This window comes from Mesorhizobium sp. NZP2234, from assembly GCF_013170765.1.
In the GTDB taxonomy this organism is placed as follows: domain Bacteria; phylum Pseudomonadota; class Alphaproteobacteria; order Rhizobiales; family Rhizobiaceae; genus Mesorhizobium; species Mesorhizobium loti_D.
In genome coordinates, this window is record NZ_CP033364.1 from 293,608 (window position 1) to 306,277 (window position 12,670).

Annotated in this window: 11 protein-coding genes; 4 read left to right on the plus strand and 7 right to left on the minus strand. The window is 65.8% G+C overall.

Annotation, left to right across the window (positions count from 1 at the left end):
- Positions 1-23: 23 nt before the first annotated feature.
- Complete coding sequence (locus EB230_RS01335) at positions 24-1,568, plus strand: ABC transporter substrate-binding protein (protein ID WP_244494034.1); 1,545 nt, start codon at positions 24-26, stop codon at positions 1,566-1,568.
- Between the two features lie 123 nt (positions 1,569-1,691).
- Entirely contained in the window at positions 1,692-2,921 is a 1,230-nt protein-coding gene (locus EB230_RS01340) for an aminotransferase class III-fold pyridoxal phosphate-dependent enzyme (RefSeq protein WP_081295044.1), read from the plus strand.
- A 34-nt stretch (positions 2,922-2,955) separates the two neighbouring features.
- Here the strand turns inward: EB230_RS01340 and EB230_RS01345 are convergent, their stop codons facing one another.
- Positions 2,956-3,693: a GntR family transcriptional regulator gene (locus tag EB230_RS01345; protein ID WP_065005413.1), complete on the minus strand. Its 738-nt coding sequence runs from the start codon at positions 3,691-3,693 to the stop codon at positions 2,956-2,958.
- A 116-nt stretch (positions 3,694-3,809) separates the two neighbouring features.
- Here EB230_RS01345 and otnK point away from each other — a divergent pair, with 116 nt between their 5' ends.
- Positions 3,810-5,186: a 3-oxo-tetronate kinase gene (gene otnK, locus EB230_RS01350; RefSeq protein ID WP_056569381.1), complete on the plus strand. Its 1,377-nt coding sequence runs from the start codon at positions 3,810-3,812 to the stop codon at positions 5,184-5,186.
- Positions 5,186-5,824, plus strand: a complete 639-nt coding sequence (locus EB230_RS01355; RefSeq protein ID WP_056569377.1) for a class II aldolase/adducin family protein — start codon at positions 5,186-5,188, stop codon at positions 5,822-5,824. The genes otnK and EB230_RS01355 overlap by 1 nt, the downstream gene beginning before the upstream one ends.
- 25 nt (positions 5,825-5,849) lie before the next feature.
- On the opposite strand, the gene EB230_RS01360 is transcribed toward EB230_RS01355, so the two are convergent.
- The 6 genes from EB230_RS01360 to EB230_RS01385 are packed head-to-tail and all read right to left on the minus strand — an operon-like array spanning position 5,850 to position 12,589.
- Positions 5,850-7,286 (minus strand): NAD-dependent succinate-semialdehyde dehydrogenase, encoded by a 1,437-nt coding sequence (locus EB230_RS01360; RefSeq protein ID WP_172371104.1) that lies wholly within the window; start codon positions 7,284-7,286, stop codon positions 5,850-5,852.
- Positions 7,287-7,304: 18 nt separating this feature from the next.
- Positions 7,305-8,576: a CaiB/BaiF CoA-transferase family protein gene (locus EB230_RS01365; RefSeq protein WP_056570369.1), complete on the minus strand. Its 1,272-nt coding sequence runs from the start codon at positions 8,574-8,576 to the stop codon at positions 7,305-7,307.
- 40 nt (positions 8,577-8,616) lie between these two features.
- Positions 8,617-9,657, minus strand: coding sequence for an oligopeptide/dipeptide ABC transporter ATP-binding protein (locus EB230_RS01370; protein ID WP_056569373.1), 1,041 nt, complete (start codon positions 9,655-9,657; stop codon positions 8,617-8,619).
- Positions 9,654-10,730, minus strand: a complete 1,077-nt coding sequence (locus EB230_RS01375) for an ABC transporter ATP-binding protein (RefSeq protein ID WP_081294939.1) — start codon at positions 10,728-10,730, stop codon at positions 9,654-9,656. The genes EB230_RS01370 and EB230_RS01375 overlap by 4 nt, the downstream gene beginning before the upstream one ends.
- A gap of 3 nt (positions 10,731-10,733) precedes the next feature.
- Positions 10,734-11,576, minus strand: coding sequence for an ABC transporter permease (locus EB230_RS01380; protein WP_081294940.1), 843 nt, complete (start codon positions 11,574-11,576; stop codon positions 10,734-10,736).
- Positions 11,576-12,589: an ABC transporter permease gene (locus tag EB230_RS01385; RefSeq protein WP_056569370.1), complete on the minus strand. Its 1,014-nt coding sequence runs from the start codon at positions 12,587-12,589 to the stop codon at positions 11,576-11,578. The genes EB230_RS01380 and EB230_RS01385 overlap by 1 nt, the downstream gene beginning before the upstream one ends.
- Between the last annotated feature and the right edge of the window lie 81 nt (positions 12,590-12,670).

The window sequence follows — 12,670 nt, forward strand, 5'->3', positions numbered from 1 at the left end:
CGACGATGCTGGCGGCCGTGCTTATGGCCACCAGCGCCTTCTGGGCGCCGTCGACCTTCGCTCAGGACCAGAAGCCGCTGGTCATCGCGCGCAACATCGACCTCAACTCGCTCGATCCGCACCGCGCCTTCTGCGATACCTGCCAGATCTACAATTCCAGCGTCTACGAATCGCTGCTGACGCTGGACAAGGACAACAAGCTGGTCCCGCTCTTGGCCTCCAAGTGGGAAGGCAATGCCGACCAGACCAGCTTCACCTTCACGCTCGACCCGGCCGCCAAGTTCTCCGACGGTTCGCCAGTCGAAGCCAAGGACGTGAAATGGTCGTGGGAGAGGCTGAAGAACCTCAAGGGCAGCGCCTCGTTCCTGATGGACAATGTCGCCTCGATCGAGACACCGGACGCGCATACGGTCGTCGTCAAGATGGTGGCGCCGAGTTCGGAATTCCTCAACATCGCGGCGGCGCCCTATACGGCTGTCGTCAACAGCAAGGTTGCTTCCGAGGCCGGTGCCAAGGCCGGTGCGGACGCCTCGACCACGGACAATGCCGAGGCCTGGTTCCTGGCGCATTCGGCCGGCAGCGCGCCGTTCGTGCTGAAATCCTATGAGCCCAACTCGGAAGTGCGCCTGGTGCGCAACGACAAGTACTGGCGCAAGGCGCCGGCACTGAGCGAAGTCGTCATCCGCCAGACCAAGGACGCTGTGGCGCAGGCGCAGATGCTGCAGAGCGGCACCGCCGACATCGCCATGCAGATCGACCCGGATACCGCCAAGACGATGACGGGCAGCGACGTCAAGATCGAGACCGTGCCGTCCTACAACTTCATCTATGTCGCGCTGTCACCTGGCGCCAAGGCCAACAAGGTGCCGTTGACGCCCGAGGTGCGCGAGGCGATCTCGCTTGCGCTCGACCGCCCGAGCATCCTCGACTTCACCATCGGCTCCGAGGGCCAGCTGATCAGTGCACCGATCCCGCTCGGCTTCCCCGGCGGCTCGGGCTTCGAGGCGCAGCCCTATGATCTTGCCAAGGCAAAGGAGCTGCTGGCCAAGGCCGGCCATGCCGACGGCTTCGAGATGGAAGCGGCGTTCCCGGGCATGAACGTCTATGGCGTCGACCTGTCGCTCCTGATGCAGAAGGTCCAGCAGGACCTGGCCAAGGTCAACATCAAGCTCGATCTGCAGCCGATCCCCTTCGCCAACTGGCGCGAGCGGATCAACGGCGACGGCATCCCGATGACCGCGGTGTTCTACGCGCCGGACTATTACGGCACCTCGCAGTACATCGAGTATTTCGCCATGACCAAGGGCAGCCCGTGGGCGCGGCGCGCCGGCGCGGAACGCGAGCCTTCGGTGCTCAACCCGAAGGAGTCCGAGCTCTACAAGGCGGCGCTCGCCGCGAGCGGCGACGAGGCCGCCAAGCTCTGGCACCAAGCCGGCGAGGAGATGATCAAGGACAGGGTCATCCTGCCGCTGGTCAGCCCGAACCTGATCCTGGCCTACAAGTCCGACGTCAAGGGCGTGCGCTACAGCGCCTGCTGCAACCTGCCGCTGGCCGAACTCAGCCACTGAGCGAAAAGATGACGGGGAGGCGCATGGTCGCCTCCCCGTTTCTCCACCCTGGAAGATCGGAACATCCTGCGCTTCCAGTATCCAGAATTAATATATGATATATCAATGAGCGGAGACCTCGCCATGCCTTCCCTGATCAACTCCAAGGACCAGCTGCTGCGCGAGCGCGCGGCCTCGGTCATTCCGGGCGGCATGTGGGGGCACATGTCCACGCGCTATCTCGGCTCCGCCTATCCGCAATTCTTCGAGCGCGCCGACGGCTGCAGGGTCTGGGATGTCGACGGGCGCGAATACATCGACCTGATGTGCAGTTGGGGTCCCAACATCCTCGGCCATCACCATCGCGTGGTCGAGGAAGCGGCGGCGCGGCAACGCAGCCTGGGCGACGCCATGAACGGCCCGGGCGAAGTGCTGGTCGAACTCGCCGAACTGCTGGTCAAGACCGTGGCGCATGCCGACTGGGCGATGCTGCAGAAGAACGGCACCGACGCCACCACGGCCTGCGTCACCATCGCGCGCGCCGGCACCGGCCGGCGCAAGGTGCTGGTGGCGCGCGGCTCCTATCACGGCGCGGTGCCGTGGTGCACGCCCTCGCTCGCCGGCGTCACCGCCGAGGATCGCGCCCACCTGATCCATTTCGACTACAATGACGTTGCCAGCCTGGAAGCCGCCGTCGAGCAGGCCGGCAACGATCTTGCCGCCGTTGTCGTCACCGCCTTCCGGCACGATATCGCCCGCGACCAGGAACTGCCGACCGCCGCCTTCGCCAAGCGCGCGCGGGAACTCACCACGGCCGCCGACGCGGCACTGATCGTCGACGACGTCCGTGCCGGGTTCCGCATCGATCTCGCCGGGAGCTGGGAGCCCCTCGGCGTGCGGCCGGATCTTTCCGCCTTCTCGAAGGCTATCGCCAATGGCTATCCGCTGGCCGCCATCACCGGCACGGACCGGTTCCGCGAGGCCGCGACAAAAGTCTATGTGACGGGCTCGTTCTGGTATGGCGCCGTCGCCATGGCCGCGGCGATCGCCACCATCAAGACGCTGCGCGACACCAATGCGATCGCCAGCATGAATGCCGCCGGTGAGAGGTTGCGCTCCGGCCTTGACGCTGCCGCCAGGAAGCATGGCCTTTTGCTTCGCCAGACCGGGCCAGTGTCGATGCCGATGGTGCTGTTCGACGGCGATGCCGAATTCAGTAAGGCCGATGCCTTCTGCTCGGCGGCCTTGCGCGAAGGCGCCTATTTCCATCCCCGGCACAATATGTTCCTGAGCGCCGCGCACACCGCCGGGGACGTCGACCTTGCGCTTCACGCCGCCGATGCCGGCATGGCCGCGGCCGCGCAGGTGGCATGAGCCGGTGCCGATGCGTTTGGGGAGAAAGGATCGCTCAGCCGGCCGCCGAGACCAGGCGGCCGTTCTGCGCGGCGCGGCGCAGTTCCTCAGGCGTGACCGAACCGTCGTTCAGCCTTTCCAGAACCTTGACCAGCAGCCGGCCGCCTTCGATCATGTCCTGCTGGATGCCCTTGCGCACACCGTTCTCGTCGCGTGCGCGCAGCGCGTCGAGTATGTCGAGATGACGGTGCCGGCCGTCATAGGTCGGCCTGGCGTTCGGGTACTGGTAGTTGACCAGCGGGCCGTTGCGCAGCCAGATGCCCTCGATGATGGCGAGCAGTTCCGGCATGCCCGCCGCCTGGTAGATCGAGTGGTGGAATTCCCAATTGTCGCGGACGGCCTCGAACCAGCGGCCATTGTCCTCGTCGTCGATCAGCCTCTCATGCACCGCCGTCAGACGGTCGATCTCGCGCGGCTCGATGCGCGTTGTCGCTGCGGCGCCGGCCATGCCTTCGAGATGCAGGCGGATGCTGCGCAGCTCCAGATATTGGGCGAGCGACAGCTGGGCGACGGTGATCGACCGGCCCGCCTCCATCTCCAGGCCCTTTTCACGGACCAGTTGCATCAACGCCTCGCGCACCGGCGTTTCGGAAACCTGAAGACTGGCGGCGAGGTCGCGGATCTTGAAGCGATGGCCGGGCCAGAAACGGCCCTCCATCATGGCGCGGCGCAGCTCTTCGTAGACGCGTGTCGTCAGATTGTCGCGCGCGATCGGCGCGATGGAAGCAGTCACATCCAGTCTCCGTCCTTGCAGGGCCGCAGGCGTCGCCTGAGTCGAGCGGGCTGTGTATATGATATCACAAGCCGCCTGACCATCGACGTCGGACACGCAAAAATGAGACGAAGCGCATGACCGCCTCGACGCCTTCCCTGTTGTTCGGCGCCATTGCCGACGATCTGACCGGCGGCACCGAACTGGCGTCGATGCTGGTGGCCAGGGGCATTCCGACCGGCTGCACGGTCGGGCTCGAAGCGGCGATCCCGTCGGGCAATCTTGCCCATGTGATCCTGCTGAAAACCCGCGTCATCGCTGCCGGCGACGCGGTGCGCCAGGTGCTCGAGGCCGCCGACCGACTGGCCGAAGCGGGCGCGCGGCAGATCTTCTTCAAATATTGCGCCACCTTCGATTCCACGCCGGCCGGCAATATCGGCCCCTGCGCGGAAGCGCTGCTCGAACGGCTGGGCGGCGGCGTGACGCTGTTTGCACCGGCGTTGTGCGAGACCGGCCGCACGGTCTACCAGGGGCATATGTTCGGCGGTGCGCAATTGCTGGCCGAATCGCCCAAGCGCTTCGATCCGCTGACACCGATGACGGATTCCAACCTGGTCCGCGTGCTGCAGGCGCAAAGCAGGGGCAAGGCAGGGCTGGTGCCCTGGCTCACCATCGATGCCGGCCCGGAAGCCATCCGCGACGCCGTGCGGGAGAAAAGCGCGCGCGGCGAGACGCTGCTGGTCACCGACACGCTCCGCGAGCGCGACCTGGCGGCGATCGCGCAAGCCGCCTTCGACTTGCCGCTGATGACCGGCAACTCCTCGGTCGTGGCGCATCTGCCACCGGCCTGGATGTCACACGGGCTGCTGAGCCGAGACGATCTCGTTGCGGCCAGCCTGCCGGCAGTCAATGGTCCGGCGGCGGTGCTGGCCGGCAGTGTCGCCGATCGCACCATCGAACAGCTCGAACGCTTCGCGCAAAACAATCCGGTGCTGACGATCGATCTCGCCGAGGCTTTTCGCGGCAAGGATGTCATCGCGCAAGCGCGCGCCTTTGCAGGACGGCATCTGCCCGGTGCGATGATCGCGATCGCCACGACCGCACCGCAGGCGACGGTCGAGACGCTGCAGCAGGCGCATGGCCGCGACGTGGTGGCGGCGCGGGCGGAAGAGATACTGGCCGGGATTGCGCAAATCCTGGTGCGCGATCTCGGCGTGCGGCGGCTGGTCGTCGCCGGCGGCGAGACGGCCGGCTCGGTGGTCAAGGCGCTCGGCATCATCCGCATCGCCATGGGCGCCTATGAAGGCCCCGGCCTGTCGCGCGCCATCGCCGACGTCCCCGGCCTGCCCGACGATCCGCTGGCGCTGATGCTGAAATCCGGGAAGCTCGGCGGCACCTACATCTTCGCCGACGTGCTGCGGGACATGACGCGAGCCACCACCATCGCGCCCGCGATCGACACATGGCCGCCGGCAAAGCCAACCATCGAGCCAAGGACTGGAAAGACTTCGTGATGGATACCGAGACCGCACGCGCCAAACTGATCGCCGCGACCGAGACGCTGGACGCCAGCGGGATGAATGTCGGCACCACGGGCAATATCAGCGTGCGCACGGCAGGCGGCATGCTGATCACGCCGACGGGAATTGCCACGAGCGCGCTGCGGCCGGAACAGATGGTGGCGATGCGGCTCGACGGATCCTGGGAGGGCGCCTTCAAGCCGTCGAGCGAATGGGAGATGCATGCCGAGATCTACAAGGCCTTCCCGGAGGCCGGCGCCGTGGTGCATGCCCATCCCGACCATTGCGTGGCGCTGTCCTGCCTGCGCGAGGGACTGCCGCTGTTCCACTACATGGTGGCGGGTTTCGGCGGCGACGATGTGCGCTGTTCGGACTATGCGCTGTTTGCGTCAAGCGAACTGGCCAAGGTGGCTGTTGTGGCGCTCAAGGACCGCAATGCCTGCCTGCTCGCCAATCACGGCATGATCGCCTTCGCCGGCGATCTCGACACGGCGCTGATCCGCACCATCAAGCTCGAAACCCTGGCACGGCAATATCTGCTCGCACGCGGCGCCGGCACGCCGGTGCTGATCGAGGGCAGCGAGCTTGCAGCCATTCGTGGGCGCTACAAGACGTACGGCCAGCAGAAGTAACCGGTCCGGTCTTTCCTGTAATTGCTCAGTCGACCTGCAGATGCGAGACGAACTTCGAGTTCAGATAGCTCTCCAGAGCATCGGTGCCGCCTTCGGTGCCGTTGCCGGAATCGTTGATGCCGCCGAACGGCACCTCCGGCAGCGCCAGGCCATAATGGTTGATCGACACCATGCCGCTGGCAATGCCCGACGACATCTTCGCGGCACTTGCCGCCGAGCGGGTGAAGCCATAGGCGGCGAGCCCATAATTCAGCCGGTTGGCTTCGGCCAGAGCCTCGTCCAGTCCACTCACCGGCGTCATCAGCGCCAGCGGGCCGAACGGCTCCTCGTTCATGGCTCGGGCGTCGGTGCCGACGCCAGACAGGATGGTCGGCTCGAAGAAATAGCCTGAATTGCCGATGCGCTTGCCGCCGGTGACGAGTTCGGCGCCTTTCTGCACGGCGTCGTGGACCAGTTCTTCCATCGCCTGGACACGGCGAGGATTGGCGAGCGGCCCCATGGTCGTGCCTTCGGCGAAGCCATCGCCGACCTTGATCCGGCTTGTCGCCTCGGCGAAGCGGCCGACGAAATCGTCATAGACGGCGCGATCGACGAGGAAGCGTGTCGGCGCGACGCAGATCTGGCCGGCATTGCGGAATTTCGACGCCACCATCACGCGGGCGGCGCGGTCGAGGTCGGCGTCGGGCAGGACGATGACCGGCGCGTGACCGCCCAATTCCATCGTCGCGCGTTTCATGTGCAGGCCGGCGAGCGACGCCAGTTGCTTGCCGACAGGCGTCGAACCGGTGAAGGAGATCTTGCGGATCACCGGATGCGGGATGAGATAGGCCGAGATTTCCGACGGCGTGCCGTAGACGAGGTTCAAGACCCCGTCGGGCAGGCCGGCATCGACAAAGGCGCGCACCAGTTCGGCGGGCGAAGCCGGCGTTTCTTCCGGTCCCTTGATGATGATCGAGCAACCGGCTGCAAGAGCGGCGGACAGTTTGCGCACCGCCTGGTTGAGCGGGAAATTCCACGGCGTGAAGGCGGCGACCGGGCCGACGGGCTCCTTGACCACCGACTGGCTGACGCCCTCGAGGCGCGCCGGCACGATGCGGCCATAGGCGCGGCGCGCTTCCTCGGCGAACCAGTCGATGATGTCGGCGGCGGCGAACGCTTCCATGCGCGATTCGGCAATCGGCTTGCCTTGCTCCAGGGTCATCAGCGTCGCGATATGTTCGTTGCGCTCGCGCAGGATGTCCGCGGCCTTGCGCATCAGCCTGGAGCGGTCGAAAGGCGAGACACGCCGCCAGGCGTCGAACCCCTTCGCGGCGGCGGCGAGCGCTTCGTCGAGATCGTCGATGCCTGCATGGGCGAGCGAACCAAGCTCGGCCTCCGTCGCCGGATTGATCACGGGCATTGTGCGGCCGCCGCGAGCCGGGCGCCACGAGCCGTCTATGTGGAGATGGACGTCAGGATACATGGCAGGCTCCGTGAAAGGTCAGGCGGGAACAGGCTCGGCGGCGGGCGTGTAGATGCCTATGGCACCGGAGCCGGCCAGTTGGTCGATGGCCTCGGGGCCGTAGCCGAGGATGTCGGCCAGTACAGAGGCTGTGTTCTGGCCGAGCATCGGCGGCGCCGTGAAGTCGGCCGTCAGCTGTGCCGCCAGTCCTTGCGCCGGGCGCACCATGGCGACGGAACCCAGATGCGGATGCGGCAAGGTCTGGACGAGGCCGCGCTCGCGGACATTGGGGCTGTCGAAAACTTCCGGTATCGACTTCACCGTACCGGCCGGCACGCTGGCCGCGGCACAGGCCGCCATCCAATGGTCGCGCGGTTTGGCTCTGAAGACCTTCGCCAATTCGGGGATCAGCGCTTCGCGATTGGTGGCCCGCGCTCCTGCCTTGATGAAGCGCGGGTCCTTTGCCAGATGCGGCAAGCCGACGACCTTTTCGCACAGCGCGGCGAATTGCTTGTCATTGCCGACCGCCAACGCAAAGCCGCCATCGGAGGCTTCGAATATCTGGTAGGGCACAACAGTCGGATGCGCGTTGCCGTAGCGGGCGACCTCGCGGCCGGTGTTGAGGTAGCCGCTGCCGACATTGATCAAGAGGCTGAGCGCGCAGTCGATCAGCGACAGGTCGAGGAACTGGCCCTTGCCCGTGGTGGTGCGTTCATAAAGGGCAGCCAGGATCGACTGCGTCGCGACCATGCCGCAGACGACGTCGGTGATGGCGACGCCGACGCGCATCGGCTCGCCGTCGCTCTCGCCGGTGATGGCCATCAGGCCGCTTTCGGCCTGCATGACGAAGTCATAGCCGGGCCGGCCGGCGTCGGGCCCAGTCTGGCCATAGCCGGAGATCGAGCAGTAAATCAGGCGCGGATTGGACGCGCTGAGCTCCTGGAAGCCGACGCCAAGACGGTCCGCCGTGCCGGAGCGGAAATTCTCGACGACGATGTCGGCCTTGGCCGCCAGTTCACGTACGATCGCCAGTCCTTCAGGGCTTTTCATGTCGAGCGCGATGCTCTGCTTGCCGCGATTGGCGCAGAGATAATAGGTCGAGACGCCCTTGTAGCTTGGCACCGACCACGCCCTGGTGTCGTCGCCGCCATCGATGTTCTCGATCTTCCAGACCTCGGCGCCGAGATCGGCAAGGCTCATCGTTGCCCACGGACCGGCAAGCACACGCGAGAGGTCGAGCACCTTGATGCCTTCGAGTGGCAGGCGCGGACGGCTTGCCTGGCCGGCATCCCTGGAGTGGTCTTCAGTCACGATCAAAATCCTTTGCGGCGGCGGCTGGCCTTACGGCCCGTCAGACAGCCTTGAAGGCGTTGACGGGTTCCGGAAAATGGCAGGCGACGCGGTGCTTTTCGCCTGATGGTCCGAGCGGCGGTTCGACGGACGCGCAAATCGCCTGCGCCTTGAAGCAGCGTGTGCGGAAACGGCAGCCCGATGGCGGATTGAGCGGGCTCGGCACGTCGCCCGATAGCACGATCCGCTCGCGCTTGCGCTCCTTCTGCGGGTCGGCGAGCGGCACCGCCGACAGAAGCGCTTGTGTGTAGGGATGCAGGGACCGGGAGTAGAGCTCGGCCGCCGGCGCGATCTCGACGATCTTGCCGAGATACATCACGGCGACATGATGCGAGATATGGCGCACGACCGAAAGATCGTGGGCGATGAACAGATAGGACGTGCCGAAGGATTGCTGGATATCCCTGAGCAAATTGAGCACGCCGGCCTGCACCGAAACATCGAGCGCCGAGACAGGCTCGTCAAGGATCACAACCTGCGGGTTGAGCGCGAGCGCGCGGGCGATGACGACACGCTGGCGCTGGCCGCCGGAGAGCTCATGCGGATAGCGGCGGCCGTGCTCGGGATTGAGCCGCACCAGTTCGAGCAGTTCGGCGACGCGCGCGCGACGGTCGGCCTTCGACATGTCGCTCATGCGCAGCGGTTCGGCGATGTTGTCGGAGATGCGCATGCGCGGATGCAGCGAACCGTACGGATCCTGGAAGACGAGCTGGATGTAACGCCGCATCAGGCGCATGTCCTCGTGGTTCAGCGCCAGAAGGTTCTGGCCGCGGAACCAGCTTTCGCCGCTGGTCGGCTCGATCAGCCGCATCAGGCAGCGCCCGAGCGTCGACTTGCCGCAACCGGATTCGCCGACGAGGCCCAGCGTTTCGCCGGGCGCCACGTCGAAGGAGACATCGGCAACCGCCCGCACATGGGCAATTGCACGGTCGAAGACGAGGCCGCCGCGAACCGGGAAATCCTTGACCAGATGACGAACCGACAGTGCAGCTTCAGGCGCAGGCTTGGTTTCGGCTTGAATTTGTTCCGCTGCTGCGCTCATGGGGCCACGCTTCCAGTCTCCAGGCTAGCCGCCCCCAGCGCAGCGCTGTGGAAGGGCGGCAAGGTGGTCGAGAAATGGCAGGCCGAGAAGCGGCCGCCAATATCATGCAGCGGCGGATCCTCGATCCGGCAGCGCGCCTCGGCATGGATGCAGCGCGGATGGAAGGCGCAGCCGCCGGGCAGACGGCCGAGCGCGGGCGGCGATCCGTCGATGGAGAACAGCCGCTCGCGGCTTTCCTCAAGATTGGGGATCGAGGCAATGAGGCCGCGCGTGTAGGGGTGGCGCGGATCGGCGAACAGATCCGACACATCAGCCTGCTCGACGACACGGCCGGAATAGACCACCGCGACCCGGTCGGCATGGCCGGCGACGACGCCGAGATCATGGGTGATCAGCACCAGGCCGAGGCCGAGCCGCTCCTGCAGCGAACGCAGCACCGCCAGGATCTGCGCCTGCACGGTCACGTCGAGCGCCGTGGTCGGCTCGTCGGCGATCAAGAGATCAGGATCGTTGGCCACGGCCATGGCGATGACGGCACGCTGGCGCATGCCGCCGGAGAATTCATGCGGATACTGGTTGACCCGGCGCTCCGGCTGCGGGATCGACACAAGATTGAGCAATTCGACCGCGCGCGCCATGGCCTGCTTGTGGGTCAGGCGCTGATGCAGCCTGACCGCCTCGGCGATCTGGGCGCCGACCGTCATGACCGGATTGAGCGAGGACAGCGGGTCCTGGAAGATCATGGCGATGCGCGCGCCCCTGATCTTGCGCATTTCGCGAGCCGGCTTGCCGACCAGTTCTTCCCCCTTGAACCGGACGGAGCCGGTGACGACCGCGTTTTTCGAGGTCAGGCCGAGAGCGGCAAGCATGCCGACCGATTTTCCCGAACCGGACTCGCCGACAATGCCGACCACCTCGCCCTTGGCGACGTCGAGGTCGATGCCGCGCACCGCCTCGAACTGGCTGCCCGCCTTGCGGAACCCGACCCGCAGGCCGCGAATGGAGAGCAGCGGCTCGCGCTCGCCTGGCTTGTCGACCGCGCCGGAGCGCGCTGAAGATAGCTGTGCGCTCATCGCCTAGTCCGACCTTGGATCGAGAATGTCGCGCAGGCCGTCGCCGATGAAGTTGAAGCCGAGCACGATGGTGAGGATGGCGACGCCGGGGCCGAAGGCGATCCACCACTGATAGAAATGCACGGCGCCGTCGGAGATCATCGATCCCCATTCGGGCGTCGGCGGCGTGGCGCCGAGGCCGATGAAGCTGAGCGATGCGGCAAGCAGCACGACCTGGCCGAGATCCATGGTCGCGCTGATCAGCACCGGCGTCCAGCAGAGCGGCAATATATGCGTGAACAGGACGCGGCTTGGCCTGGCGCCGGCGGCGATCGCCGCTTCGACATGCTCGCGCTCCTTAACCTCCAGCACCTGCGCCCGCATCAGCCGGGCATAGACTGGCCACCAGACCAGCACCATGGCGATGGCCGCATTGCCGAGGCCCGGCCCGAGCGAGGCCGCGACGGCCATGGCGAGCAGCATTGGCGGGAAGGACAAGGTGATGTCGACAAGCCGCATGATCGCCGCGCCCGTCAGGCCGCCGACGAAGCCGGAAATGGCGCCGAGCAGCGAGCCTATGACCACGGCGGAGACGACGACCAGAACCGCGATCGGCAGCGAATGCGCCGCTCCGTGCAAGGTGCGGGCCAACACGTCGCGGCCGAGCGCATCGGTGCCCAGCCAGTGCGCCCAGCTCGGCGGCTGCAGGCGGCGCGCGACCATTTCGAGTGGATCGAACCGCACCACCAGATTGGCGAACACGGTCATGAACAGCCAGAACAGGATGACGACCGTGCCGATGACCAGCGGCGCGGTCAGCCATTCGGGAATGCCGGCGGAGCGTGATTTGGTGACGACGGCCGACATCAGCTCAACCTCACCCGCGGATTGGCCACGACATAGAGGATGTCGGTGACGAGGTTGGTGACCAGGAAGGCGAGGCCGCCGACGATGGTGACGCCGATGATCGCCGGGAAGTCGAGCGCGCGGGCCGCCTCCACGGCATAGGAGCCCATGCCGGGCCAGGAAAAGATGGTCTCGGTCAGCACCGCGCCGGTGATCAAATAGGCGAAGGAATAGCCGATGACGGTGAGGGTCGGCACCATGGTGTTGCGCAGCGCATGCACGATGACGACGCGGAATTCGCTTGCGCCCTTGGCGCGTGCGGTGAGCACGAATTCGCGGCTCATCACATCGAGCATGTTGGCGCGCACCAGCCGGGAGATGGTTCCAGACACCGTCCAGCCGAGCACGAAAGCCGGCAACAGCAGGTGCCACACCGCGTCCTTGAAGACGGCGAGGTCGCCGGCCAGCAGCGAATCGATGGTCAGGAATCCGGTGACGCCGGGCGGCAGCGGCAGCCGGGCGTCGAGCCGGCCAGGCCCCGGCAGCCAGTTGAGCATGACCGAGAAGATGAACAGCAGGCCAAGGCCGGACCAGAACACCGGCAGTGAAGAGCCGAACAAGGCGAACAGCCGCGCGCCATGGTCGATCAGGCTGTTGCGGAAATAGGCGGCCAGCACGCCAAGCACGATGCCGAGCGTGGTGCCGAAGATCATGGCGGCGAAGACCAGTTCCAGCGTTGCCGGCAGGCGGTAGAGAATATCAGTGCCGACATTGCGCTTGGTGATGAAGGATGTGCCGAGGTCGCCGCTCATCAGATTGCCGAGATATATCATATAGCGCTCGGGCAGAGGACGATCCAAACCCCAGCGCGCCTTGGCGGCGGCGACCACTTCGGGATTGCTCATCTGCTGTTCGGCGACGATTGCCGTCAGCGGATCGCCCTTGGTCACCGTGGTGATCAGAAAAGCGATGGTGACGATGCCAAGCACCAGGAACGGCATCGCGATAAGCCGGCGCAAAATATAGCGGGACACGTGGCTACCTTCACAAGGACGGGCTTCGTAAGATGGCACAAGGCGCTGGAAGATGCCATCGAGGGGGCATATTGACAGGCT

What these genes read in the sequence shown, in the direction of transcription:
- EB230_RS01370 (WP_056569373.1), bottom strand. Translation starts at nt 9,657, where the DNA reads ATGAGCGCAGCAGCGGAACAAATTCAAGCCGAAACCAAGCCTGCGCCT.
- otnK (WP_056569381.1), top strand. Translation starts at nt 3,810, where the DNA reads ATGACCGCCTCGACGCCTTCCCTGTTGTTCGGCGCCATTGCCGACGAT.
- EB230_RS01360 (WP_172371104.1), bottom strand. Translation starts at nt 7,286, where the DNA reads ATGTATCCTGACGTCCATCTCCACATAGACGGCTCGTGGCGCCCGGCT.
- EB230_RS01340 (WP_081295044.1), top strand. Translation starts at nt 1,692, where the DNA reads ATGCCTTCCCTGATCAACTCCAAGGACCAGCTGCTGCGCGAGCGCGCG.
- EB230_RS01335 (WP_244494034.1), top strand. Translation starts at nt 24, where the DNA reads ATGGCCACCAGCGCCTTCTGGGCGCCGTCGACCTTCGCTCAGGACCAG.
- EB230_RS01375 (WP_081294939.1), bottom strand. Translation starts at nt 10,730, where the DNA reads ATGAGCGCACAGCTATCTTCAGCGCGCTCCGGCGCGGTCGACAAGCCA.
- EB230_RS01355 (WP_056569377.1), top strand. Translation starts at nt 5,186, where the DNA reads ATGGATACCGAGACCGCACGCGCCAAACTGATCGCCGCGACCGAGACG.
- EB230_RS01380 (WP_081294940.1), bottom strand. Translation starts at nt 11,576, where the DNA reads ATGTCGGCCGTCGTCACCAAATCACGCTCCGCCGGCATTCCCGAATGG.